This window comes from Pseudomonas sp. NFACC32-1 (assembly GCF_900101215.1).
In the GTDB taxonomy this organism is placed as follows: domain Bacteria; phylum Pseudomonadota; class Gammaproteobacteria; order Pseudomonadales; family Pseudomonadaceae; genus Aquipseudomonas.
The window spans coordinates 193,012-214,391 of record NZ_FMUL01000012.1 but is presented as its reverse complement, the minus strand read 5'-3'; the positions used below and the strand labels follow the sequence as shown (position 1 = coordinate 214,391).

Sequence of the window (21,380 nt, the reverse complement as noted above, 5' to 3'; positions counted from 1 at the left end):
TCCCAGGTGATGACACCCCGATCATCGTTGGTTCCGCGCTGATGGCCCTGAATGGCCAAGACGACAACGAAATGGGCACCACTGCTGTCAAGAAGCTGGTGGAAACTCTGGACAGCTACATCCCAGAGCCAGAGCGTGCTATCGACAAGCCGTTCCTGATGCCGATCGAAGACGTATTCTCGATCTCCGGTCGTGGTACCGTTGTGACTGGTCGTGTTGAGCGTGGCATCGTCCGTATCCAGGAAGAAGTTGAGATCGTTGGCCTGCGCGACACTCAGAAAACTACCTGCACCGGCGTTGAAATGTTCCGCAAGCTGCTGGACGAAGGTCGTGCTGGCGAGAACTGCGGCGTGCTGCTGCGTGGTACCAAGCGTGACGACGTAGAGCGTGGTCAGGTTCTGGTCAAGCCAGGCACCGTCAAGGCTCACACCAAGTTCACCGCAGAAGTTTACGTTCTGAGCAAGGAAGAAGGCGGTCGTCACACTCCGTTCTTCAAAGGCTACCGTCCACAGTTCTACTTCCGTACAACTGACGTGACTGGTAACTGCGAGCTGCCAGAAGGCGTTGAAATGGTAATGCCAGGTGACAACATCCAGATGACTGTCACCCTGATCAAGCCGATCGCGATGGAAGATGGTCTGCGTTTCGCTATCCGTGAAGGCGGTCGTACCGTCGGCGCTGGCGTCGTAGCCAAAGTCATCGAATAAGACTCTTATCAGAGTCAGCTTGATGAGTGAAGAAGCCCCCGCCTAGCGGGGGCTTTTTTATTGAGTTGACACCTACCAGGGGCGTCTATAGAATTGCGCCTCCTTTTAACGGGCGTATTGCGCCCGGTGGGAATAGCAGCCGGAGTCTGAAATCCAATGCAAAATCAGCAAATCCGTATCAGGTTGAAGGCTTTTGACCATCGCCTGATCGACCAATCCACCCAGGAAATCGTGGAAACCGCGAAACGTACTGGTGCTCAAGTGCGTGGTCCAATTCCACTGCCTACCCGTAAAGAGCGGTTCACCGTTCTGGTCTCCCCGCACGTCAACAAAGACGCGCGTGACCAGTACGAGATCCGTACTCATAAGCGCGTTCTGGACATCGTCCAGCCAACGGATAAAACCGTTGATGCACTTATGAAGCTCGATCTTGCGGCCGGTGTGGAAGTGCAGATCAGCCTCGGCTAAGACTCGGTCTTGGTCGTGTAACGCTCTGAAATGGGCGGCCATAGCGGGTGAAAGCCCCGTACACTCATGAGGTTTACAACATGACTATTGGTGTAGTCGGTCGTAAATGCGGTATGACCCGTATTTTCACCGAAGAAGGTGTCTCCATTCCGGTCACGGTCATTGAGATCGAGCCGAATCGCGTCACCCAGTTCAAAACTGAAGAGACCGATGGCTATCGTGCAGTGCAAGTCACTGTCGGCGAGCGTCGTGCTTCGCGTGTAACAGCAGCTCAGGCTGGCCACTTCGCCAAGGCGAACGTTGCCGCTGGTCGTACCGTAATGGAATTCCGCCTTGAAGAAGGCGAGTACCAGGCCGGCGATCTGATCAAGGCCGAAATCTTCGCCGCTGGCCAACTGGTTGATGTAACCGGTCAGTCCAAGGGTAAAGGCTTCCAGGGTACGATCAAGCGTTGGAACTTCCGCGGGCAAGATAACACCCACGGTAACTCCGTATCCCACCGCGTCCCAGGCTCTATCGGCCAGTGCCAGACTCCTGGTCGTGTATTCAAGGGCAAGAAAATGTCCGGTCATATGGGCGCTGAGCGCGTGACCGTGCAGTCCCTGGAAGTAGTGCGCGTGGACGCTGAACGCAATCTGTTGTTGGTCAAGGGCGCTGTTCCTGGCGCTACTGGCGGCAACGTGGTTGTACGTCCAGCAGCCAAGGCTCGCGGTTAAGGGGAAGCTGACATGCAATTAAATGTAAATGACGCTCAAGCGATCGAAGTTTCCGAACTGACATTTGGCGGCGAATTCAACGAGACGCTGGTTCACCAAGCAGTCGTGGCCTACATGGCTGGCGGCCGTCAGGGTAGCAAGCAGCAAAAGACCCGTTCCGACGTTTCCGGTGGCGGCAAGCGCCCATGGCGTCAGAAAGGTACTGGCCGTGCTCGTGCCGGTACTATCCGTAGCCCAATCTGGCGTGGCGGCGGTACCACTTTTGCAGCTCGTCCTCAGGATCACTCCCAAAAGCTGAACAAGAAGATGTATCGCGCAGCGATGCGTTCCATCCTTGCTGAGCTGGTGCGTACTGATCGTCTGGTCGTGGTTCAGGACTTCGCTGTCGAAGCGCCGAAAACCAAAGATCTGCTGAACAAGCTCAATGGCATGGGTCTGACTGATGTCCTGATCGTGTCCGATGCTGTTGATCAGAACCTGTACCTGGCTGCTCGCAACCTGCCACACGTCGATGTTCGTGACGTGCAGGGTTCCGATCCGGTCAGTCTGATCGCATACGACAAGGTGTTGATCACCGTGTCGGCCGTGAAGAAATTCGAGGAGCTGCTGGGATGAACCAGGAACGCGTATTTAAAGTTCTGCTTGGCCCGCACGTTTCCGAGAAGGCTACGGTTCTGGCAGACAAGAAAGGCCAGTTCGTTTTCAAGGTTGCTACCGACGCAACCAAGCTGGAAATCAAGAAGGCCGTCGAAAGCCTGTTCAGCGTGAAAGTAGAGCGCGTGACTACCCTGAATGTTCTGGGTAAGAGCAAGCGCACTGCTCGCGGTCTGGGCAAGCGCAATGACTGGAAGAAGGCAGTTATCTCCCTTCAGCCAGGCCAAGATCTCGATTTCAGCAGCAGTGCTGAGTAAGGAAGGGGTGCATCATGGCAATCGTTAAATGCAAACCGACTTCCCCTGGCCGCCGTTTTGTGGTCAAGGTGGTCAACCAGGAGCTGCATAAAGGCGCTCCTCACGCACCGCTGCTCGAGAAAAAATCGAAGTCTGGTGGTCGTAACAACAATGGCCGTATTACCACTCGTCACGTTGGTGGTGGTCATAAGCAGCATTATCGTCTGGTCGACTTCCGTCGCAACGACAAGGATGGCATCGCTGCCACCGTCGAGCGTATCGAATACGATCCAAACCGTACTGCTCACATCGCCCTGCTGCTGTACGCAGATGGCGAGCGTCGCTACATCATCGCCCCTAAAGGCGTGAGCGCTGGCGACCAGCTGATCTCTGGTGCTCTCGCACCGATCAAGCCGGGCAACGCTCTGCAACTGCGTAACATCCCAGTGGGTAGCACCGTGCACGGCATCGAACTGAAGCCAGGTAAAGGCGCGCAGATCGCTCGTTCCGCTGGCGCCTCGGCTCAGCTGATCGCTCGTGAAGGTGTGTACGTTACCCTGCGTCTGCGCTCCGGTGAGATGCGTAAAGTACTGGCTGAGTGCCGTGCGACCCTGGGTGAAGTCTCGAACTCCGAGCACAGCCTGCGTTCGTTGGGTAAAGCTGGTGCCAAGCGCTGGCGTGGCGTTCGCCCAACCGTTCGTGGTGTTGCCATGAACCCGGTTGACCACCCACATGGTGGTGGTGAAGGTCGTACCTCTGGTGGTCGTCATCCGGTATCGCCATGGGGCTTCCCGACTAAGGGCGCGAAGACTCGTGGTAATAAGCGTACCGACAAAATGATCGTCCGTCGTCGCAAGTAAATAGAGGGATACGACAGTGCCACGTTCTCTGAAAAAAGGTCCTTTTATTGATCTTCACCTACTGAAGAAGATCGAAGTGGCGGCGGAAAAGAACGATCGCAAACCAGTTAAGACCTGGTCGCGTCGTTCGATGATCCTGCCACAGATGGTCGGTCTGACCATCGCTGTACACAACGGTCGCCAGCACGTCCCAGTTCTCGTGAACGAAGACATGGTCGGCCACAAACTGGGCGAGTTCGCCGGTACCCGCACATACCGTGGGCACGTGGCTGACAAGAAAGCCAAGCGTTAAGGGGTAAGGAAATGGAAGTAGCCGCTAAGTTGTCGGGCGCTCGAATCTCCGCCCAGAAAGCCCGCTTGGTCGCCGACCAGATCCGCGGGAAGAAGGTGGGCGAAGCGCTCAACCTGTTGGCTTTCAGCAGTAAGAAAGCCGCCGAGATCATGAAAAAAGTGCTGGAGTCGGCCGTAGCCAACGCCGAGCATAACGAAGGCGCAGACGTTGATGATCTGAAGGTCAGCACCGTTTTCGTTAACGAAGGGCGTTCGCTGAAGCGCATCATGCCACGTGCCAAAGGCCGTGCTGATCGCATCGTCAAGCGGTCTTGCCATATCACTGTCAAGGTTGCTGACAAGTAACGGAGTCGAAGAGATGGGTCAGAAAGTACATCCCATTGGCATTCGCCTGGGAATCGTCAAGGAGCACACCTCCGTCTGGTACGCAGACGGTCGGACTTATGCGGACTACTTGTTCGCTGATCTGAAGGTGCGTGAGTATCTCCAAGACAAACTAAAAAGCGCGTCCGTAAGCCGTATCGATATCCATCGTCCGGCTCAGACAGCACGTATCACCATCCACACCGCTCGCCCAGGTATCGTTATCGGGAAGAAAGGTGAAGATGTTGAGAAACTGCGTCAGGACCTGACCAAGCAAATGGGTGTGCCTGTGCACATCAATATCGAAGAGATCCGCAAGCCGGAGCTCGACGGTATGCTGGTTGCGCAGAGCGTAGCTCAGCAGCTGGAGCGTCGCGTAATGTTCCGTCGCGCTATGAAGCGCGCTGTACAGAACGCCATTCGCATTGGTGCCAAAGGCATCAAAATCCAAGTGAGCGGTCGTCTCGGCGGTGCTGAAATCGCACGTACTGAATGGTATCGCGAAGGTCGTGTGCCACTGCACACCCTGCGTGCCGACATCGACTATGCCAACTACGAAGCTCACACCACCTACGGTGTGATCGGTGTAAAGGTTTGGATCTTCAAAGGCGAAGTAATTGGTGGTCGCCAAGAAGAGCTGAAGCCACAAGCACCAGCGCCTCGTAAAAAAGCTGCTAAGTAAGGGGTACGCCAAATGTTGCAACCAAAGCGTACGAAGTTCCGCAAGCAGATGACCGGTCACAACCGTGGCCTGGCATTGCGCGGTAGCAAAGTCAGCTTCGGCGAGTTCGCGCTGAAGTCTGTTGCTCGTGGTCGTCTCACCGCTCGTCAGATCGAGTCGGCACGTCGTGCTCTGACCCGTCACGTAAAACGTGGCGGCAAGATCTGGATCCGTGTGTTCCCGGACAAGCCTGTCACCAAGAAGCCTCTCGAAGTGCGGATGGGTAAAGGTAAGGGTAACGTGGAATACTGGGTTGCCCAGATTCAGCCAGGCAAAGTCCTGTATGAAATCGAGGGTGTTTCTGAAGAGCTGGCGCGTGAGGCTTTCGCCCTGGCTGCTGCAAAGCTGCCGCTCGCCACCTCCTTTGTTAAACGGACGGTGATGTGATGAAAGCGAATGAACTTCGTGAAAAATCCGCACAGCAGCTGAACGAGCAACTGCTCGGCCTGCTGCGCGACCAGTTCAATCTGCGTATGCAGAAGGCAACTGGCCAGTTGGGGCAGTCTCATCTGCTCTCGCAAGTTAAGCGTGACATCGCTCGCGTGAAAACTGTGCTCAACCAGCAGGCAGGTAAGTAATCATGGCAGAAGCCGAAAAAACTGTCCGTACGCTGACTGGCCGTGTTGTCAGCGACAAGATGGACAAAACCATCACCGTTCTGATCGAGCGTCGCGTAAAGCACCCGATCTACGGTAAATACGTTAAGCGTTCGACTAAGCTGCACGCGCACGACGAAACCAATCAGTGCCACATCGGCGACAAGGTCACTATTCGTGAAACCCGTCCGATGGCCAAGACCAAATCTTGGGCGCTGGTTGATGTTCTCGAACGCGCTGTGGAAGTCTAAGGGCTAGGGGTCGGAGAAATTATATGATTCAGACTCAATCCATGCTTGATGTGGCCGATAACAGCGGCGCTCGCCGCGTTATGTGCATCAAGGTGCTGGGTGGCTCCCATCGTCGTTACGCTGCAATTGGCGACATCATCAAGGTTACCGTCAAGGAAGCAATTCCTCGCGGTAAGGTGAAGAAAGGCCAAGTGATGACTGCTGTTGTAGTCCGCACTCGCCATGGTGTTCGTCGTGCAGACGGCTCCATCATCCGCTTTGATGGCAACGCTGCTGTTCTGTTGAACAACAAGCAAGAGCCAATCGGCACCCGTATCTTTGGGCCAGTGACCCGTGAACTTCGTACTGAGAAGTTCATGAAGATCGTCTCGCTCGCCCCAGAAGTGCTGTAAGGAGATCCGACATGCAAAAGATTCGTCGTGACGACGAGATCATCGTGATCGCCGGCAAAGACAAGGGCAAGCGCGGTAAGGTGCTTAAGGTTCTCGCTGACAACCGTCTGGTTGTTGGTGGTCTGAACCTGGTCAAGCGTCATACCAAGCCTAACCCGATGTCGGGCGTACAGGGCGGTATCGTCGAGAAAGAAGCGCCACTGCACGCTTCCAACGTCGCCATTTTCAACGGCGAAACCAACAAGGCTGACCGCGTTGGTTTCAAAGTAGAAGACGGCAAAAAAATTCGTGTCTTCAAGTCGACCCAAAAAGCGGTTGATGCTTGAACACTGCTAGGTAGAAGACCATGGCACGACTGAAAGAGATTTACCGGAAGGAAATCGCACCGAAGCTTAAGGAAGAACTTAAGCTGGCGAACGTGATGGAAGTTCCGCGCATTACCAAGATCACCCTGAACATGGGTCTGGGCGAAGCGATCGGCGACAAAAAAGTCATCGAGCACGCGGTAGCTGACCTGGAGAAGATCACCGGCCAGAAAGTCGTTGTGACTCACGCTCGCAAATCCATCGCTGGCTTCAAAGTCCGTGAAGGTTGGCCGATCGGTGTCAAAGTGACCCTGCGTCGCGATCGTATGTATGAGTTCCTGGATCGTCTGCTGTCGATCTCCCTGCCTCGGGTTCGCGACTTCCGCGGCCTGAATGCCAAGTCCTTCGACGGTCGTGGCAACTACAGCATGGGCGTGAAAGAGCAGATCATTTTCCCGGAAATCGATTACGACAAGATCGATGCTCTGCGCGGTCTGGACATTACCCTGACCACCACTGCCAAATCGGATGACGAAGGTCGCGCTCTGCTGCGTGCTTTCAAATTCCCGTTCCGCAACTGATTGGAGTAGGAAAATGGCCAAGAAGAGCATGAAGAACCGTGAGCTGAAGCGTCAGCTCACCGTTGCCAAGTACGCCGCCAAGCGTGCAGCGCTTAAAGCTATCATCGTTGATCTGAACGCAAGTCCAGAAGCACGCTGGGAAGCTACCGTAGCACTGCAGAAGCAGCCACGTGACGCAAGCGCCTCGCGCATGCGTAACCGCTGCCGCCTGACTGGTCGTCCGCATGGCGTGTACCGCAAGTTCGGCCTGGGCCGTAACATGCTGCGTCAAGCTGCAATGCGTGGTGACGTTCCAGGTCTGGTCAAAGCCAGCTGGTAAGCACTGTCAAAGTCTCGGTGGTCAGGGTCTCAGGATCCTGACCACCGGTGGCCTTGAAGCCGAATCAAGCCCCTTTTGGGGCTTGATTCATTTCTGGGGTGTGTCTAGAATGACCGGCTCGCCTGAGCCCGTGTTTTTCATGCCCGGAGTTTCTCGGCGACACGTAGTAGCCGTAAGGCTAATTTTTTTGCATTAGGAGCGTCTAGCCCATGAGTATGCAGGACCCGTTAGCGGACATGCTAACTCGAATCCGTAATGCCCAGATGGCTGAAAAGTCCGTCGTAAGCATGCCGTCTTCCACGTTGAAGGTGGCTGTAGCAAAAGTCCTGAAGGACGAAGGTTACATCGCGGGTTATCAGATCAGCAGCGAAATCAAGCCTCTGCTGTCCATCGAGCTGAAATACTTCGAAGGCCGTCCGGTCATCGAGGAAGTGAAGCGCGTTAGCCGTCCAGGCCTGCGTCAGTACAAGTCCGTCGAGGAGTTGCCGAAAGTTCGCGGCGGTCTGGGCGTGTCTATCGTCTCCACCAACAAGGGTGTGATGACTGATCGTGCTGCGCGCGCTGCCGGTGTCGGCGGCGAAGTTCTTTGCACTGTGTTCTAAGGGGGGATAAGCATGTCTCGCGTCGCTAAGAACCCCGTTAAGCTGCCAGCCGGTGTCGAAGTCAAATTCGCAGGCCAACAGCTTTCGGTGAAGGGTGCCAAGGGCACTCTTGAACTGAACATCCATTCGTCCGTTGAGATCGTTCAGGAAGCCGGTGAGCTGCGTTTTGCTGCTCGCAATGGTGACCAACAGACTCGCGCAATGGCTGGTACCACTCGTGCGTTGGTAAACAACATGGTCCAAGGCGTAAGCCAAGGCTTCGAGCGCAAGCTCCAGCTGGTCGGTGTTGGTTACAAAGCGCAAGCAAAAGGCTCGGTTCTGAACCTGGCTCTTGGCTTCTCGCACCCAGTGGATTACGAACTGCCGGAAGGCATCACCGCTGAGACTCCTAGCCAGACCGATATCCTGATCAAGGGCATCGACAAGCAGCTGGTAGGTCAAGTGGCCGCCGAGATCCGCGACTTCCGTCCACCAGAGCCGTACAAAGGCAAAGGTGTGCGCTACGCGGACGAAGTCGTCCGTCGTAAAGAAGCCAAGAAGAAGTAGGGCATAGCAAATGACCGACAAAAAAGTTACTCGACTGCGTCGCGCTCGCAAAGCACGCCTGAAAATGCACGAACTCGAAGTCGTGCGTCTCTGCGTGTTCCGCTCTTCGCAGCACATCTACGCCCAGGTCATTTCGGCCGACGGCAACAAAGTCCTGGCAAGTGCCTCGACTTTGGATAAAGAACTGCGTGATGGTGCTACCGGCAACATCGACGCGGCCACTAAGGTTGGCCAGCTGGTCGCTACGCGTGCTAAAGCCGCTGGCGTCTCGCAGGTGGCTTTCGACCGCTCTGGCTTCAAGTACCACGGCCGCGTCAAGGCGCTGGCTGATGCTGCTCGTGAAGCTGGGCTGGAGTTCTAAGTTATGTCCAATAACGACCAAAAGCGCGACGAAGGCTACATCGAGAAGCTGGTTCAAGTTAACCGCGTAGCCAAAACCGTAAAAGGCGGCCGTATCTTCACTTTCACCGCGTTGACCGTGGTAGGTGATGGCAAGGGCCGTGTTGGCTTCGGCCGTGGCAAGTCGCGTGAAGTGCCTGCTGCGATCCAGAAGGCAATGGAAGCTGCTCGCCGCAACATGATCCAGGTTGATCTGAACGGCACCACTCTGCAGTACGCAATGAAGTCTGCCCACGGCGCTTCGAAGGTGTACATGCAGCCTGCTTCTGAAGGTACCGGTATCATCGCCGGCGGCGCCATGCGTGCTGTCCTCGAGGTTGCTGGCGTTCAGAACGTTCTGGCCAAGTGCTATGGCTCGACTAACCCTGTAAACGTGGTTCACGCCACTTTCAAGGGCTTGAAGGCTATGCAGTCTCCTGAATCCATTGCCGCCAAGCGTGGCAAAAGCGTCAAGGAGATCTTCTGATCATGGCTACCGTAAAAGTTACGCTGATCAAAAGCATGACCGGCCGCATCCCTAACCACAAACTGTGCGTTAAGGGTCTGGGTCTGCGTCGCATCGGTCACACTGTAGAAGTCCAGGATACTCCCGAGAACCGCGGGATGATCAACAAGGCTTACTACATGCTGCGTGTCGAGGGTTAATCGATGAAACTCAATGATCTGAGTCCAGCGCCGGGTTCCCGTCGCGAAAAGCATCGTCCGGGCCGTGGTATCGGTAGTGGTTTGGGCAAGACTGGTGGCCGTGGTCACAAAGGTCAGACCTCCCGCTCCGGTGGCACCATTGCTCCAGGCTTTGAAGGCGGTCAACAGCCGCTGCATCGTCGCCTGCCGAAGTTCGGTTTCGTTTCCCTGAAGGCCATGGACCGCGCAGAAGTGCGTCTGTCCGAGCTGGCTAAAGTGGACGGCGACATCGTCACCGTGCAGTCCCTGAAGGATGCCAACGTGATCAACCAGAACGTACAGCGTGTGAAAATCATGCTGTCGGGCGAAGTTGCTCGCGCTGTCACCATCGGAAAGGGAATCGGCGCCACCAAAGGTGCGCGTGCGGCTATCGAAGCAGCTGGCGGCAAGTTCGAGGAATAAATGGCTAAGCAAGGTGCTCTCTCTGCGCTCGGCAAAGGCGGTATGTCTGAACTCTGGGCTCGTCTGCGTTTTCTGTTCCTGGCGATTATCGTCTACCGAATAGGCGCACACATCCCGGTTCCAGGTATCAACCCGGACCGACTCGCAGACCTGTTTCGACAGAATGAGGGGACCATTCTTAGCTTGTTCAACATGTTTTCCGGCGGCGCGCTGGAGCGGATGAGCATCTTTGCACTGGGGATCATGCCGTACATCTCGGCATCGATCATCATGCAGCTGATGACCGCTGTCAGCCCGCAGCTGGAACAGTTGAAGAAGGAAGGTGAAGCTGGCCGTCGCAAGATCAGCCAGTACACCCGCTACGGCACTGTCGTTCTCGCTCTTGTCCAGGCCATTGGCATGTCCATCGGCCTGGCGGGGCAAGGCGTTTCGTTCACTGCTGACTTCAGCTTCCATTTCGTCGCGGTAACCACTTTCGTGGCGGGCGCGATGTTCATGATGTGGCTGGGTGAGCAGATTACTGAGCGTGGTGTTGGCAACGGTATCTCGATGTTGATCTTCGCAGGTATCGTCGCCGGTCTTCCGAGAGCGATCGGGCAGTCTTTCGAGTCTGCGCGTCAGGGTGATATCAACATTTTCGCTCTGGTTGCCATCGGTTTGCTGGCAGTAGCGATTATCGGTTTCGTGGTATTCATCGAGCGTGGTCAGCGTCGTATTGCTGTTCACTACGCCAAGCGTCAGCAGGGCCGCAAGGTATTTGCTGCGCAGACGAGCCACTTGCCGTTGAAGGTGAACATGGCCGGTGTTATTCCGGCTATTTTCGCGAGCAGCATCTTGCTGTTCCCGGCTTCGTTGGGCGCCTGGTTCGGCCAGTCTGAAGGTATGGGCTGGTTGCAGGATCTCTCGCAGTCGATCGCTCCTGGTCAGCCGTTGAATATTCTGCTGTTTAGTGCAGGGATTATTTTCTTCTGCTTCTTCTATACGGCGTTGATGTTCAATCCGAAAGACGTAGCGGAAAACCTGAAGAAGTCCGGTGCCTTTATTCCGGGTATCCGTCCGGGTGAGCAGTCTGCGCGCTACATTGATGGCGTTCTGACTCGCTTGACCATGTTCGGTGCTCTTTACATGACGGCCGTCTGCCTGTTGCCCCAGTTCCTGGTGGTTGCGGCAAACGTACCGTTCTACCTTGGCGGGACCTCGTTGCTGATCGTGGTCGTGGTTGTGATGGACTTCATGTCCCAAGTACAATCGCACCTCGTTTCGCACCAGTACGAATCCCTGATGAAGAAAGCCAACCTGAAGGGCTACGGCAGCGGCATGTTGCGCTGAGTAGCGTCCATAAGGTTCGAGGAGTTGGTGATGAAAGTTCGTGCATCGGTGAAAAAGCTGTGCCGTAACTGCAAGATTATTCGCCGCGAAGGTGTTGTTCGGGTAATTTGCAGCGCGGAACCGCGTCACAAACAGCGCCAAGGCTGAGTGTGATTGTGCTTTAAGCCCGGCAGCTAGTGCGCTGCCGGGTTGATTATTTGTTATTACAGCGATATTATCTCGCGCCCTATTTCTTGGCTTCCGGGGCGTAGGTAGCTGTCAATTGGAGTCCCACTGAATGGCCCGTATTGCAGGCGTCAACATTCCAGATAACAAGCATACTGTTATCTCGCTGACCTACATCTATGGTGTTGGTCGCACTACTGCACAGAAAATTTGTGCAGTGGCTGGGGTCAACCCAGCGGCAAAGATCAAAGATCTGAGCGACGAGCAGATTGAACAGCTGCGTGGCGAAGTGGCGAAGTTCACCACTGAAGGTGACCTGCGCCGTGAAACCAACATGAAAATCAAGCGCTTGATGGACCTCGGTTGCTATCGCGGTCTGCGTCATCGTCGTGGTCTTCCAGTACGCGGTCAGCGTACCAAGACCAACGCGCGTACCCGTAAAGGCCCGCGTAAGCCGATCCGCAAGTAATCGCCCCAGCGAATCGACAGGAATTTAATCATGGCAAAACCTGCTGCTCGTCCTCGTAAAAAAGTTAAAAAGACAGTGGTTGATGGCATCGCCCACATCCATGCATCTTTTAACAACACCATCGTGACCATTACCGACCGTCAAGGTAACGCTCTTTCCTGGGCTACCTCCGGTGGTTCGGGTTTCCGCGGTTCCCGCAAGTCCACCCCGTTCGCCGCTCAAGTTGCTGCTGAACGTGCTGGTCAAGCTGCGCTGGAATACGGCCTGAAAAACCTCGACGTCAACGTCAAGGGTCCAGGTCCAGGTCGTGAATCCGCAGTTCGTGCATTGAACGGCTGTGGCTACAAGATCGCCAGCATCACCGACGTGACGCCAATCCCGCACAACGGGTGCCGTCCGCCGAAGAAGCGCCGCGTGTAATCCAGGAGATTGTAAAGAATGGCTCGTTACATTGGTCCAAAATGCAAACTCGCTCGTCGCGAAGGCACCGATCTCTTCCTGAAGAGCGGCGTGCGCGCGATCGAATCGAAGTGCAACATCGAAGCAGCACCTGGTATCCACGGCCAGCGCCGCGGTCGCCAGTCCGATTACGGCACCCAACTGCGTGAGAAGCAGAAGGTTCGTCGTATCTACGGCGTTCTCGAGCGTCAGTTCAGCGGCTACTACAAAGAAGCAGCTGGCAAGAAAGGCGCAACCGGCGAAAACCTGTTGCAACTGCTCGAATGCCGTCTGGACAACGTTGTATACCGTATGGGCTTCGGTTCTACTCGTGCCGAATCCCGTCAGCTGGTATCGCACAAGTCGATCAGCGTTAACGGTCAGACCGTAAACGTTCCGTCCTACCAGGTTCGTGCTGGTGACGTGGTTGCTGTTCGCGAGAAAGCAAAGAATCAACTTCGCATTGTCCAAGCTCTCGATCTGTGTGCCCAACGTGGCCGCGTAGAATGGGTAGAAGTAGACACTGAGAAGAAGTCGGGCGTTTTCAAGAACGTTCCAGCTCGCAGTGATCTGTCCGCCGACATCAACGAAAGCCTGATTGTCGAGCTCTACTCCAAGTAAGGGCTAGAAAATAGGTGCATCCATGCAGATTTCGGTAAATGAGTTCCTGACACCCCGCCATATCGATGTGCAGGTTGTCAGTCCAACCCGCGCCAAGATCACACTCGAGCCTCTCGAGCGTGGTTTCGGCCACACCCTGGGCAACGCGCTGCGCCGCATCCTGTTGTCCTCAATGCCCGGCTGTGCAGTAGTCGAGGCCGAGATTGACGGTGTACTCCATGAGTACAGCGCGATCGAAGGCGTACAGGAAGATGTCATTGAAATCCTGTTGAACCTTAAAGGCCTGGCTATCAAGCTGCACGGTCGTGACGAAGTTACGCTGACCTTGTCGAAGAAGGGTTCGGGGGTGGTTACCGCTGCCGATATTCAGCTGGATCATGATGTCGAGATCGTTAACCCCGATCACGTAATCGCTAACCTGGCGTCTAACGGCGCCCTGAACATGAAGCTCACCGTAGCTCGTGGTCGTGGTTATGAGCCGGCAGACTCGCGTCAGAGCGATGAAGACGAAAGCCGCAGCATCGGTCGCTTGCAGCTTGACTCTTCGTTCAGCCCGGTTCGCCGTATCGCATACGTGGTGGAAAACGCCCGTGTCGAGCAGCGTACTAACCTGGACAAGCTGGTTATTGATCTGGAAACCAACGGTACCCTGGATCCTGAAGAGGCTATCCGTCGTGCTGCAACCATCCTGCAACAGCAGTTGGCTGCGTTCGTCGACCTCAAGGGTGACAGTGAGCCAGTGGTTGTCGAGCAGGAAGACGAGATCGATCCGATCCTGCTTCGCCCGGTTGACGATCTGGAACTGACTGTACGTTCGGCTAACTGCCTTAAGGCGGAAAACATCTACTACATCGGCGACCTGATTCAGCGTACCGAAGTAGAGCTGTTGAAGACTCCGAACCTTGGCAAGAAATCCTTGACTGAAATCAAGGACGTTCTGGCCTCCCGCGGTCTGTCCCTCGGCATGCGCCTCGACAACTGGCCGCCTGCAAGTCTTAAGAAGGACGACAAGGCGACTGCCTGATCGTCGTAATCACCGAACGTTGTGTTTGGTAAGGAATGAACCATGCGTCATCGTAAAAGTGGTCGTCACCTGAGCCGCACCAGCTCGCACCGCAAGGCCATGTTCCAGAACATGGCGGTGTCGCTGTTCGAGCACGAGCTGATCAAAACTACACTGCCGAAAGCCAAAGAACTGCGCCGCGTTGCCGAGCCGCTGATCACTCTGGCCAAGACAGACAGCCTGGCTAACCGCCGCCTGGCTTTCGACCGTACTCGTTCGAAAGCTATCGTTGGTAAGCTCTTCAACGACCTGGGCAAGCGTTACGCTACCCGTGAGGGTGGCTACCTGCGCATCCTCAAGTGCGGTTTCCGCGCTGGCGACAACGCGCCTATGGCGTACGTCGAGTTGGTTGATCGTGCTACCGGCGGTGAAGCTGTATCCGCTGAGTAAGACGGCAATAAAGAAAAAACCGGGCCTTGTGCCCGGTTTTTTTGTGCCTGTGAAAAGGTAAACGGCCGTTTCGGCTGGTCTCGCTATTGGCAACACGGCAGCATTAGATAATGACTATCGATGTCCATGATTTAATGAATTTGGATACTGTAACTAACATGGTCAATACTCCTTTCCAGCCGATTAGCCGGCAGTTCAGAGACCGACCGAGGAAGATTGAGCATGAGCCAGACCAAAACGCTTACGACAGCAAGCGGCGCTCCTGTCGCCGATAACCAGAATTCTCGCTCTGCGGGCCCCCGTGGCCCGTTGCTGCTCGACGACTTCCACCTTATCGAGAAGCTCGCTCACTTCAACCGCGAGAATATCCCCGAGCGCCGCGTGCACGCCAAAGGCTCGGGCGCCTACGGCACATTCACCGTGACACGGGATATCACCCAATACACCTGTGCTAAATTGTTCGAGTCTGTCGGCAAGCAGACGCCTACTTTCCTGCGGTTTTCCACTGTCGGAGGCGAGCGAGGCTCTGCCGATACTGAGCGCGATCCCCGTGGTTTCGCCCTGAAGTTCTACACCGAGGAAGGTAACTGGGACATTGTGGGTAACAACACGCCGGTATTCTTCATTCGCGATCCGCTGAAGTTCCCGGACTTTATCCACACCCAGAAACGTCTGCCGCAAAGTAACCTGAAAAGCGCCCAGATGATGTGGGATTTCTGGTCGCATTCGCCTGAGGCCCTGCACCAGGTCACCATTCTGTTCTCTGACCGCGGCATTCCTGACGGCTATCGCCACATGCACGGCTTTGGTAGCCACACCTACAGCTTGATCAATGCACAGGGTGAGCGTCACTGGGTCAAATGGCACTACAAGACCAAGCAAGGCATCAAGAACCTGTCGCCGGCCGAGGCCGCTCGCCTGGCGGGTACTGATCCGGATTACGCCCAGCGTGACCTGTTCAACGCCATTGAGCGCGGTGATTTCCCGAAATGGAGCGTCTGCATCCAGATCATGACCGAAGCCCAGGCTGCTGCGCATTACGAAAATCCGTTCGATGTGACCAAGACCTGGTCGCAGAAAGAGTTTCCGCTGATTGAAGTCGGCGAACTGGAGCTCAACCGCAACCCTCTGAACTACTTCGCTGAAGTGGAGCAAGCAGCGTTCGGGCCCAGCAACATGGTGCCAGGTGTGGGGCTTTCGCCGGACCGCATGTTGCAAGGCCGCGTATTCGCCTACGCGGATGCGCACCGCTACCGTGTCGGCACCAATCATCAGCAGTTGCCGGTGAATGCTCCGCGCAGCCCGGTCAACACCTATCAGCGCGACGGTGCCATGGCGTTCGGCAGCAACGGTGGAGCAGCGCCCAACTACGAGCCGAACAGCTATGTGGAGGCGCCGAAGCAGGCACCACGTTATGCGGAGCCGGCTCTGGCCTTGAGCGGGGCGGCCGATCGCTACGATCATCGCGAGGATACTGACTACTACAGCCATGCGGGGGCGCTGTTCCGCTTGATGAACGACGAGCAGAAAGCGCTGTTGATCAGTAATATCGCCGGTGCGATGGCGGGTGTCTCGGCAGACGTCGTCGACCGTCAATTGCAGCACTTCTTCAAGGCAGACGCCGCTTACGGCGAAGGCATCGCAAAGGCGTTGGGCGTACAGCTTAACTAAGTCTAAACGAGAAGCAGAACCGCCCTCATTTGGGCGGTTTTTGCGTTATTTAACCCTATTTTCTCGGATTTTCTTCGCTTTTATTGCGATGAGCGAGTGACCTTGCAGTCAGCATGGTTCAAACTAGAGCCTTTCAAAGCTTGTGGAGATGTAGGGCGATGCAAGGTCACCCAGACGTAATCGATTACCTCAACACGCTGCTGACCGGTGAGCTGGCGGCACGTGATCAATATTTCATCCATTCGCGGATGTACGAGGATTGGGGTTTTACCGAGCTCTACGAACGTATCAACCATGAGATGGAAGAAGAGACTCAGCACGCCGATGCACTCATGCGCCGGATCCTGATGCTTGAAGGCACTCCACGCATGCGCGCAGACGACCTGGATATCGGAACCACCGTGCCCGAAATGCTGGCCGCTGACTTGCGTCTGGAATACAAGGTCCGCGCGGCGTTGTGCAAAGGCATCGAACTGTGCGAGCAACACAACGACTACGTGACCCGCGAGATCCTGCGCGTCCAGCTCAACGATACCGAGGAAGACCACACCTACTGGCTTGAGAAGCAGTTGGGGCTGATCAAGTTGATCGGGTTGGAAAACTACCTGCAGTCGCAGTGCTGATTCTGGCTTGAGGTCGGTGAGACCGTTGTTCTGGTGGGCATGCCGTTATGAAAAAGCCCCTGGCATCGATGAGATGGCAGGGGCTTTTTCATGACCGGTGTCTCAATCCCGGTCGCGCTCCAGCAGAGGCTTGAGGTAGTGACCGGTATGGGATTGCTTCATCTGCGCCACTTGCTCGGGCGTCCCCACCGCGATGATCTGGCCACCCTTGGAGCCACCTTCCGGCCCAAGGTCCACCAGCCAGTCGGCGGTCTTGATCACGTCCAGATTGTGCTCGATCACCACCACGGTGTTGCCGTGGTCGCGAAGACGATGCAGCACGTCGAGCAATTGCTGGATATCGGCGAAGTGCAAGCCCGTGGTCGGTTCGTCGAGGATGTACAGGGTCTTGCCGGTGTCGCGCTTTGACAGTTCCCGGGACAGCTTGACCCGTTGGGCCTCCCCCCCGGACAAGGTTGTCGCCGACTGCCCAAGCTTGATGTAGGACAGGCCCACGTCCATCAGCGTCTGGAGCTTGCGTGCCAGGGCCGGCACCGCGTCGAAGAACTCCCGCGCCTCTTCGATGGTCATCTCGAGGGTTTCGTGGATGTTCTTGCCCTTGTATTTGATCTCCAGGGTTTCGCGGTTGTAGCGCTTGCTCTTGCACACGTCGCACGGCACATAGATGTCCGGAAGGAAGTGCATCTCCACCTTGATCAGGCCATCGCCCTGGCACGCTTCGCAGCGCCCGCCCTTGACGTTGAACGAGAACCGGCCCGGGCCGTAGCCCCGGGAACGGGATTCGGGCACGCCGGCGAACAGCTCACGAATCGGCGTGAACAAGCCGGTGTAGGTCGCCGGGTTCGAACGCGGCGTACGGCCGATCGGGCTCTGGTCGATGTCGACCACCTTGTCCAGGTGCTCCAGGCCCTTGATGCTGTCGTGAGCCGCCGCTTCCAGGGTGGTTGCGCCGTTCAGGGCCGTGGCGCTGAGAGGGAACAGGGTGTTGTTGATCAGGGTGGATTTGCCGGAGCCGGATACGCCGGTGACACAGGTGAGCAGACCGATCGGGATCTCCAGGTCAACGTTGCGCAGGTTGTTGCCACGGGCTCCCTTGAGGGTCAGGGACAGCTTCTTGTTGCGCGGCGTACGTTTGGCCGGGACCTTTATCTTCACACGGCCGGACAGGTATTTGCCGGTCAGGGAGTCAGGATGGGCCATGACCTCGGCGGCAGTGCCCTGCGCCACGATATGCCCGCCATGTACCCCCGCACCGGGGCCGATATCCACCACGTAGTCCGCCAGGCGGATCGCGTCTTCATCGTGCTCCACCACGATCACCGTGTTGCCGATGTCCCGCAAATGCTTCAGGGTCCCCAGCAGCCGATCGTTGTCCCGTTGGTGCAGGCCGATGGAAGGTTCGTCGAGGATGTACATCACCCCCACCAGGCCCGCGCCGATCTGGCTGGCCAGGCGGATGCGCTGGGCTTCGCCGCCGGACAAGGTGTCCGCGCTGCGATCGAGGGTCAGGTAGTCCAGGCCGACATTCACCAGGAACTGCAAGCGTTCACGAATCTCCTTGAGAATCTTGTCCGCGATTTCGCCGCGGCGCCCGGTGAGCTTGAGGCCGCCGAAATAGTCGGTGGCATCGCCGATCGGTAGGTTGGTCACCGCCGGCAAGGTCTTCTCGCCCACCCAGACATGCCGGGCCTCCCGCCGCAAACGGGTGCCACGACAGTCGGGGCAGGGCTGGGTGCTGAGAAACTTGGCCAGCTCTTCGCGCACGCTCGCCGATTCGGTCTCACGGTAGCGCCGCTCGAGGTTCGGCACGATGCCTTCGAACGGGTGGGAGCGCTTGACGATGTCGCCGCGGTCGTTCAAGTACTTGAAGTCGACGTTCTGCGAGCCGCTGCCGTGCAGGATGTACTGCTGCCGGTCGGCGGGCAGTTCGTTGAACGGCTTGTCCAGGCTGAACTTGTAGTGGGCCGCCAGGGACCCGAGCATCTGGAAGTAATAGACGTTGCGCCTGTCCCAGCCGCGAATCGCGCCTTCGGCCAGGGTCAGTTCGCCATTGACCAGGCGCTTGGTGTCGAAGAACTGCTTGACCCCCAGGCCATCGCACGTCGGGCAGGCGCCCGCCGGGTTGTTGAAGGAGAACAGCTTGGGTTCCAGCTCGCTGATGGCATGGCCGCAGACCGGGCAGGCGAAGCGTGCGGAAAAAATGATTTCCTCACCGGGTTCGTCGTCCATCGGCGCGACCAGGGCAATGCCGTCGGCCAGCTTCAAGGCGGTCTCGAAGGACTCGGCCAGGCGTTGTTGCAGGTCGGGTCGGACCTTGAAGCGGTCCACCACCACATCGATCGAATGCTTCTTCTGTTTATCCAGCTTCGGCAGTTCGTCCAGTTCGCACAACTTGCCGTTCACCCGGGCCCGCACGAAGCCCTGGGCTCGCAGCTCTTCGAAGACCAGCAGGTGCTCGCCCTTGCGCTCGCGGACGACCGGTGCCAGCAGCATCAGCTTGCTGCCTTCGGGCTGGGCCAGTACCAGGTCGACCATCTGGCTGACGGTCTGGGCTTCCAGGGGGATGTCGTGATCGGGGCAGCGGGGGATCCCGACTCGCGCGTAGAGCAGGCGCAGGTAGTCGTAGATCTCGGTGATGGTGCCGACCGTCGATCGGGGGTTATGGGAAGTCGATTTCTGTTCGATGGAAATCGCCGGCGACAGGCCTTCGATGGTGTCGACGTCGGGTTTTTCCATCATCGACAGGAATTGCCGGGCGTAGGCCGACAGCGATTCGACATAGCGTCGCTGGCCTTCGGCGTACAGGGTGTCGAAAGCCAGGGATGATTTGCCGGATCCGGACAGGCCGGTGATGACGATCAGCTTGTCCCGTGGCAGGGTCAGGTCGATATTCTTCAGGTTGTGGGTACGGGCCCCACGAATCAGGATCTTGTCCAAAATGGCCTCGCTCGGCGGGCGTCGAAAACGTAGGAGTATAAGGGCAAATACTGGATGGATGCACACTATTGAATCGCGACGGCGGCCATACATGAAGACTGCGCGTCAAACCGTCGCGATATACCCCCTCAATCGATGGGACTGGTAGAATCGCCGCCGGTTCAGATGAGGTTTTTCCATGCACGATCCCCACAGCGAACGCATGAGTAGCGGCGAGACCCGAGCGGCAAGCGGTCTGGCCCTGGTGTTCGCCTTCCGTATGCTGGGCATGTTCATGGTGTTGCCGGTGCTGGCGACCTATGGCATGGACCTGGCGGGCGCGACGCCGGCCCTCATCGGGCTGGCGATTGGCGCGTATGGCCTGACCCAGGCGATTTTCCAGATTCCCTTTGGTGTCATTTCCGACCGTATCGGCCGGCGTCCGGTCATTTACCTGGGGTTGATCGTCTTTGCCCTGGGCAGCGTCCTGGCGGCCAGCGCCGATTCGATCTGGGGCGTGATCGCCGGGCGGATCCTGCAAGGTGCCGGGGCGATTTCCGCCGCCGTCATGGCACTGCTGTCAGACCTGACCCGCGAGCAGCACCGGACCAAGGCCATGGCCATGATCGGCATGACGATCGGCCTGTCGTTCGCCGTCGCCATGGTGGTCGGTCCCTTGCTGACCCGGGCTTTCGGCCTGTCGGGGCTGTTCCTGGCGACCGGTGCCATGGCCCTGCTGGGCATCCTGATCGTGGCCTTCGTGGTACCGCAATCCACCGGGCCGCTGCAGCATCGCGAGTCCGGCGTGGCCCGCCAGGCGCTGATACCCACGCTCAAGCACCCGGACCTGTTGCGCCTGGACCTGGGCATCTTCGTGCTGCATGCCATGCTGATGTCCAGCTTCGTGGCCTTGCCGCTGGCGCTGGTCGAGAAGGCCGGCCTGCCCAAGGAGCAACACTGGTGGGTTTACCTCACCGCGCTGCTGATTTCTTTCTTCGCCATGATTCCCTTCATCATCTATGGCGAGAAGCGACGCAAAATGAAACGAGTTTTGCTCGGCGCCGTCGTGACGCTGATGCTCACTGAGCTATTCTTCTGGCAGTTCGGCGACAGCCTGCGGGCCCTGGTGATCGGCACGGTGGTATTTTTCACCGCGTTCAATCTGCTGGAGGCCTCCCTGCCGTCGCTGATCAGCAAGGTTTCACCGGCGGGCGGCAAGGGCACGGCGATGGGGGTCTATTCCACCAGCCAGTTCCTGGGTTCGGCGTTGGGCGGGATCCTGGGCGGCTGGTTGTTCCAGCATGGCGGTTTGTCGGTTGTATTCCTGGGATGCGCGGCGCTGGCTGCACTTTGGCTGGTCTTTGCTGTTACCATGCGCGAACCTCCGTATGTGACGAGCCTGCGCTTGCCGTTGTCGCCCGAAGCCATCCGCGAAGCAGGCCTGGCCGAGCGCCTCAGGGCCGTCGTTGGAGTAACCGATGCAGTGGTGGTCGCCGACGAAGCGGCCGTTTATATCAAACTGGACACCGAATTATTGGATCGTGCGACGCTCGAGCGCCTGGTGAACAACCCGGCACCGACCGCGTGCGAAGCCTAGGAGAA

At 57.1% G+C, this 21,380-nt stretch carries 33 protein-coding genes; 32 read left to right on the top strand and 1 reads right to left on the bottom strand.

From position 1 onward, the window contains the following. From BLP99_RS19050 to bfr, 31 genes are all read left to right on the top strand, one after another. Nucleotides 1–707: EF-Tu C-terminal domain-related protein (locus BLP99_RS19050; RefSeq protein WP_256327880.1), on the top strand; the 707-nt coding region annotated here is incomplete at its 5' end. Nucleotides 708–863: 156 nt separating this feature from the next. Next, entirely contained in the window at nucleotides 864–1,175 is a 312-nt protein-coding gene (gene rpsJ / locus BLP99_RS19045; RefSeq protein ID WP_003186070.1) for a 30S ribosomal protein S10, read from the top strand. Between the two features lie 80 nt (nucleotides 1,176–1,255). Further along, nucleotides 1,256–1,891 carry a 50S ribosomal protein L3 gene (gene rplC, locus BLP99_RS19040; protein WP_053151955.1) on the top strand — a complete coding sequence of 212 codons (636 nt, stop codon included), beginning with the start codon at nucleotides 1,256–1,258 and terminating at the stop codon, nucleotides 1,889–1,891. Between the two features lie 12 nt (nucleotides 1,892–1,903). Further along, complete coding sequence (gene rplD, locus BLP99_RS19035) at nucleotides 1,904–2,506, top strand: 50S ribosomal protein L4 (RefSeq protein ID WP_003186057.1); 603 nt, start codon at nucleotides 1,904–1,906, stop codon at nucleotides 2,504–2,506. Continuing rightward, nucleotides 2,503–2,802 carry a 50S ribosomal protein L23 gene (gene rplW / locus BLP99_RS19030; RefSeq protein ID WP_002555488.1) on the top strand — a complete coding sequence of 100 codons (300 nt, stop codon included), beginning with the start codon at nucleotides 2,503–2,505 and terminating at the stop codon, nucleotides 2,800–2,802. The genes rplD and rplW overlap by 4 nt, the downstream gene beginning before the upstream one ends. A gap of 14 nt (nucleotides 2,803–2,816) precedes the next feature. Next, nucleotides 2,817–3,641, top strand: coding sequence for a 50S ribosomal protein L2 (rplB, locus tag BLP99_RS19025; protein WP_053151953.1), 825 nt, complete (start codon nucleotides 2,817–2,819; stop codon nucleotides 3,639–3,641). A 16-nt stretch (nucleotides 3,642–3,657) separates the two neighbouring features. Then, nucleotides 3,658–3,933 carry a 30S ribosomal protein S19 gene (gene rpsS / locus BLP99_RS19020; protein ID WP_002555486.1) on the top strand — a complete coding sequence of 92 codons (276 nt, stop codon included), beginning with the start codon at nucleotides 3,658–3,660 and terminating at the stop codon, nucleotides 3,931–3,933. 11 nt (nucleotides 3,934–3,944) lie between these two features. Further along, on the top strand, nucleotides 3,945–4,277 hold the full coding sequence (gene rplV, locus BLP99_RS19015; protein WP_003103908.1) for a 50S ribosomal protein L22: 333 nt from the start codon (nucleotides 3,945–3,947) through the stop codon (nucleotides 4,275–4,277). Between the two features lie 13 nt (nucleotides 4,278–4,290). After that, a complete protein-coding gene (gene rpsC / locus BLP99_RS19010; protein ID WP_024778328.1) occupies nucleotides 4,291–4,977 on the top strand; it encodes a 30S ribosomal protein S3 in 687 nt (228 codons plus the stop codon). Nucleotides 4,978–4,989: 12 nt separating this feature from the next. Then, on the top strand, nucleotides 4,990–5,403 hold the full coding sequence (rplP, locus tag BLP99_RS19005) for a 50S ribosomal protein L16 (RefSeq protein WP_003186052.1): 414 nt from the start codon (nucleotides 4,990–4,992) through the stop codon (nucleotides 5,401–5,403). Continuing rightward, a complete protein-coding gene (gene rpmC / locus BLP99_RS19000; protein WP_002555481.1) occupies nucleotides 5,403–5,594 on the top strand; it encodes a 50S ribosomal protein L29 in 192 nt (63 codons plus the stop codon). The genes rplP and rpmC overlap by 1 nt, the downstream gene beginning before the upstream one ends. 2 nt (nucleotides 5,595–5,596) lie before the next feature. Then, complete coding sequence (gene rpsQ, locus BLP99_RS18995; RefSeq protein ID WP_003194644.1) at nucleotides 5,597–5,863, top strand: 30S ribosomal protein S17; 267 nt, start codon at nucleotides 5,597–5,599, stop codon at nucleotides 5,861–5,863. 23 nt (nucleotides 5,864–5,886) lie between these two features. Beyond that, a complete protein-coding gene (rplN, locus tag BLP99_RS18990) occupies nucleotides 5,887–6,255 on the top strand; it encodes a 50S ribosomal protein L14 (protein ID WP_024778329.1) in 369 nt (122 codons plus the stop codon). Nucleotides 6,256–6,266: 11 nt separating this feature from the next. Then, nucleotides 6,267–6,581, top strand: coding sequence for a 50S ribosomal protein L24 (gene rplX, locus BLP99_RS18985; RefSeq protein WP_003186046.1), 315 nt, complete (start codon nucleotides 6,267–6,269; stop codon nucleotides 6,579–6,581). Nucleotides 6,582–6,601: 20 nt separating this feature from the next. After that, nucleotides 6,602–7,141 (top strand): 50S ribosomal protein L5, encoded by a 540-nt coding sequence (gene rplE, locus BLP99_RS18980; protein ID WP_024778330.1) that lies wholly within the window; start codon nucleotides 6,602–6,604, stop codon nucleotides 7,139–7,141. Nucleotides 7,142–7,154: 13 nt separating this feature from the next. Then, nucleotides 7,155–7,460 carry a 30S ribosomal protein S14 gene (rpsN, locus tag BLP99_RS18975; RefSeq protein WP_072395485.1) on the top strand — a complete coding sequence of 102 codons (306 nt, stop codon included), beginning with the start codon at nucleotides 7,155–7,157 and terminating at the stop codon, nucleotides 7,458–7,460. 209 nt (nucleotides 7,461–7,669) lie between these two features. Continuing rightward, nucleotides 7,670–8,062, top strand: a complete 393-nt coding sequence (gene rpsH, locus BLP99_RS18970) for a 30S ribosomal protein S8 (protein WP_011063773.1) — start codon at nucleotides 7,670–7,672, stop codon at nucleotides 8,060–8,062. 12 nt (nucleotides 8,063–8,074) lie between these two features. Continuing rightward, a complete protein-coding gene (gene rplF, locus BLP99_RS18965) occupies nucleotides 8,075–8,608 on the top strand; it encodes a 50S ribosomal protein L6 (RefSeq protein WP_072395487.1) in 534 nt (177 codons plus the stop codon). A gap of 10 nt (nucleotides 8,609–8,618) precedes the next feature. Then, nucleotides 8,619–8,969, top strand: coding sequence for a 50S ribosomal protein L18 (gene rplR / locus BLP99_RS18960; protein ID WP_003186037.1), 351 nt, complete (start codon nucleotides 8,619–8,621; stop codon nucleotides 8,967–8,969). Between the two features lie 3 nt (nucleotides 8,970–8,972). Beyond that, complete coding sequence (rpsE, locus tag BLP99_RS18955) at nucleotides 8,973–9,473, top strand: 30S ribosomal protein S5 (RefSeq protein ID WP_003186035.1); 501 nt, start codon at nucleotides 8,973–8,975, stop codon at nucleotides 9,471–9,473. A 2-nt stretch (nucleotides 9,474–9,475) separates the two neighbouring features. Further along, entirely contained in the window at nucleotides 9,476–9,652 is a 177-nt protein-coding gene (gene rpmD, locus BLP99_RS18950; RefSeq protein WP_003176408.1) for a 50S ribosomal protein L30, read from the top strand. Between the two features lie 3 nt (nucleotides 9,653–9,655). Next, nucleotides 9,656–10,093, top strand: coding sequence for a 50S ribosomal protein L15 (rplO, locus tag BLP99_RS18945; RefSeq protein ID WP_003186032.1), 438 nt, complete (start codon nucleotides 9,656–9,658; stop codon nucleotides 10,091–10,093). Beyond that, entirely contained in the window at nucleotides 10,094–11,422 is a 1,329-nt protein-coding gene (gene secY / locus BLP99_RS18940; protein ID WP_072395489.1) for a preprotein translocase subunit SecY, read from the top strand. A 30-nt stretch (nucleotides 11,423–11,452) separates the two neighbouring features. Next, complete coding sequence (gene rpmJ / locus BLP99_RS18935) at nucleotides 11,453–11,569, top strand: 50S ribosomal protein L36 (RefSeq protein ID WP_002555468.1); 117 nt, start codon at nucleotides 11,453–11,455, stop codon at nucleotides 11,567–11,569. 130 nt (nucleotides 11,570–11,699) lie between these two features. After that, nucleotides 11,700–12,056 carry a 30S ribosomal protein S13 gene (gene rpsM, locus BLP99_RS18930; RefSeq protein WP_072395491.1) on the top strand — a complete coding sequence of 119 codons (357 nt, stop codon included), beginning with the start codon at nucleotides 11,700–11,702 and terminating at the stop codon, nucleotides 12,054–12,056. Between the two features lie 30 nt (nucleotides 12,057–12,086). Next, nucleotides 12,087–12,476 carry a 30S ribosomal protein S11 gene (gene rpsK / locus BLP99_RS18925; RefSeq protein ID WP_002555466.1) on the top strand — a complete coding sequence of 130 codons (390 nt, stop codon included), beginning with the start codon at nucleotides 12,087–12,089 and terminating at the stop codon, nucleotides 12,474–12,476. A gap of 18 nt (nucleotides 12,477–12,494) precedes the next feature. Continuing rightward, complete coding sequence (gene rpsD, locus BLP99_RS18920; protein WP_003176404.1) at nucleotides 12,495–13,115, top strand: 30S ribosomal protein S4; 621 nt, start codon at nucleotides 12,495–12,497, stop codon at nucleotides 13,113–13,115. Nucleotides 13,116–13,137: 22 nt separating this feature from the next. Continuing rightward, on the top strand, nucleotides 13,138–14,139 hold the full coding sequence (locus BLP99_RS18915; protein ID WP_003186012.1) for a DNA-directed RNA polymerase subunit alpha: 1,002 nt from the start codon (nucleotides 13,138–13,140) through the stop codon (nucleotides 14,137–14,139). 42 nt (nucleotides 14,140–14,181) lie between these two features. Next, nucleotides 14,182–14,568 carry a 50S ribosomal protein L17 gene (rplQ, locus tag BLP99_RS18910; protein ID WP_024778333.1) on the top strand — a complete coding sequence of 129 codons (387 nt, stop codon included), beginning with the start codon at nucleotides 14,182–14,184 and terminating at the stop codon, nucleotides 14,566–14,568. A 222-nt stretch (nucleotides 14,569–14,790) separates the two neighbouring features. Further along, a complete protein-coding gene (locus BLP99_RS18905) occupies nucleotides 14,791–16,239 on the top strand; it encodes a catalase (protein WP_072395493.1) in 1,449 nt (482 codons plus the stop codon). Between the two features lie 158 nt (nucleotides 16,240–16,397). Continuing rightward, nucleotides 16,398–16,862, top strand: a complete 465-nt coding sequence (gene bfr, locus BLP99_RS18900) for a bacterioferritin (RefSeq protein WP_072395495.1) — start codon at nucleotides 16,398–16,400, stop codon at nucleotides 16,860–16,862. Nucleotides 16,863–16,964: 102 nt separating this feature from the next. Here the strand turns inward: bfr and uvrA are convergent, their stop codons facing one another. Further along, on the bottom strand, nucleotides 16,965–19,799 hold the full coding sequence (uvrA, locus tag BLP99_RS18895) for an excinuclease ABC subunit UvrA (RefSeq protein ID WP_072395497.1): 2,835 nt from the start codon (nucleotides 19,797–19,799) through the stop codon (nucleotides 16,965–16,967). Between the two features lie 178 nt (nucleotides 19,800–19,977). Here uvrA and BLP99_RS18890 point away from each other — a divergent pair, with 178 nt between their 5' ends. Further along, entirely contained in the window at nucleotides 19,978–21,375 is a 1,398-nt protein-coding gene (locus BLP99_RS18890; protein ID WP_072431446.1) for an MFS transporter, read from the top strand. Nucleotides 21,376–21,380 lie beyond the last annotated feature (5 nt).

Coding starts and splice junctions, on each gene's coding strand:
- rplO (WP_003186032.1), top strand. CDS start 9,656: ATGAAACTCAATGATCTGAGTCCAGCGCCGGGTTCCCGTCGCGAAAAG.
- rpmJ (WP_002555468.1), top strand. CDS start 11,453: ATGAAAGTTCGTGCATCGGTGAAAAAGCTGTGCCGTAACTGCAAGATT.
- rpsH (WP_011063773.1), top strand. CDS start 7,670: ATGAGTATGCAGGACCCGTTAGCGGACATGCTAACTCGAATCCGTAAT.
- BLP99_RS18890 (WP_072431446.1), top strand. CDS start 19,978: ATGCACGATCCCCACAGCGAACGCATGAGTAGCGGCGAGACCCGAGCG.
- rplB (WP_053151953.1), top strand. CDS start 2,817: ATGGCAATCGTTAAATGCAAACCGACTTCCCCTGGCCGCCGTTTTGTG.
- rplD (WP_003186057.1), top strand. CDS start 1,904: ATGCAATTAAATGTAAATGACGCTCAAGCGATCGAAGTTTCCGAACTG.
- rpmD (WP_003176408.1), top strand. CDS start 9,476: ATGGCTACCGTAAAAGTTACGCTGATCAAAAGCATGACCGGCCGCATC.
- rpsD (WP_003176404.1), top strand. CDS start 12,495: ATGGCTCGTTACATTGGTCCAAAATGCAAACTCGCTCGTCGCGAAGGC.
- rplR (WP_003186037.1), top strand. CDS start 8,619: ATGACCGACAAAAAAGTTACTCGACTGCGTCGCGCTCGCAAAGCACGC.
- BLP99_RS18905 (WP_072395493.1), top strand. CDS start 14,791: ATGAGCCAGACCAAAACGCTTACGACAGCAAGCGGCGCTCCTGTCGCC.
- rplN (WP_024778329.1), top strand. CDS start 5,887: ATGATTCAGACTCAATCCATGCTTGATGTGGCCGATAACAGCGGCGCT.
- rpsM (WP_072395491.1), top strand. CDS start 11,700: ATGGCCCGTATTGCAGGCGTCAACATTCCAGATAACAAGCATACTGTT.
- rplP (WP_003186052.1), top strand. CDS start 4,990: ATGTTGCAACCAAAGCGTACGAAGTTCCGCAAGCAGATGACCGGTCAC.
- rplF (WP_072395487.1), top strand. CDS start 8,075: ATGTCTCGCGTCGCTAAGAACCCCGTTAAGCTGCCAGCCGGTGTCGAA.
- rplQ (WP_024778333.1), top strand. CDS start 14,182: ATGCGTCATCGTAAAAGTGGTCGTCACCTGAGCCGCACCAGCTCGCAC.
- rplE (WP_024778330.1), top strand. CDS start 6,602: ATGGCACGACTGAAAGAGATTTACCGGAAGGAAATCGCACCGAAGCTT.
- rplV (WP_003103908.1), top strand. CDS start 3,945: ATGGAAGTAGCCGCTAAGTTGTCGGGCGCTCGAATCTCCGCCCAGAAA.
- rplX (WP_003186046.1), top strand. CDS start 6,267: ATGCAAAAGATTCGTCGTGACGACGAGATCATCGTGATCGCCGGCAAA.
- rpsE (WP_003186035.1), top strand. CDS start 8,973: ATGTCCAATAACGACCAAAAGCGCGACGAAGGCTACATCGAGAAGCTG.
- rpsJ (WP_003186070.1), top strand. CDS start 864: ATGCAAAATCAGCAAATCCGTATCAGGTTGAAGGCTTTTGACCATCGC.
- secY (WP_072395489.1), top strand. CDS start 10,094: ATGGCTAAGCAAGGTGCTCTCTCTGCGCTCGGCAAAGGCGGTATGTCT.
- rplW (WP_002555488.1), top strand. CDS start 2,503: ATGAACCAGGAACGCGTATTTAAAGTTCTGCTTGGCCCGCACGTTTCC.
- rpsC (WP_024778328.1), top strand. CDS start 4,291: ATGGGTCAGAAAGTACATCCCATTGGCATTCGCCTGGGAATCGTCAAG.
- BLP99_RS18915 (WP_003186012.1), top strand. CDS start 13,138: ATGCAGATTTCGGTAAATGAGTTCCTGACACCCCGCCATATCGATGTG.
- rpsK (WP_002555466.1), top strand. CDS start 12,087: ATGGCAAAACCTGCTGCTCGTCCTCGTAAAAAAGTTAAAAAGACAGTG.
- rpsQ (WP_003194644.1), top strand. CDS start 5,597: ATGGCAGAAGCCGAAAAAACTGTCCGTACGCTGACTGGCCGTGTTGTC.
- rpmC (WP_002555481.1), top strand. CDS start 5,403: ATGAAAGCGAATGAACTTCGTGAAAAATCCGCACAGCAGCTGAACGAG.
- rpsN (WP_072395485.1), top strand. CDS start 7,155: ATGGCCAAGAAGAGCATGAAGAACCGTGAGCTGAAGCGTCAGCTCACC.
- rplC (WP_053151955.1), top strand. CDS start 1,256: ATGACTATTGGTGTAGTCGGTCGTAAATGCGGTATGACCCGTATTTTC.
- bfr (WP_072395495.1), top strand. CDS start 16,398: ATGCAAGGTCACCCAGACGTAATCGATTACCTCAACACGCTGCTGACC.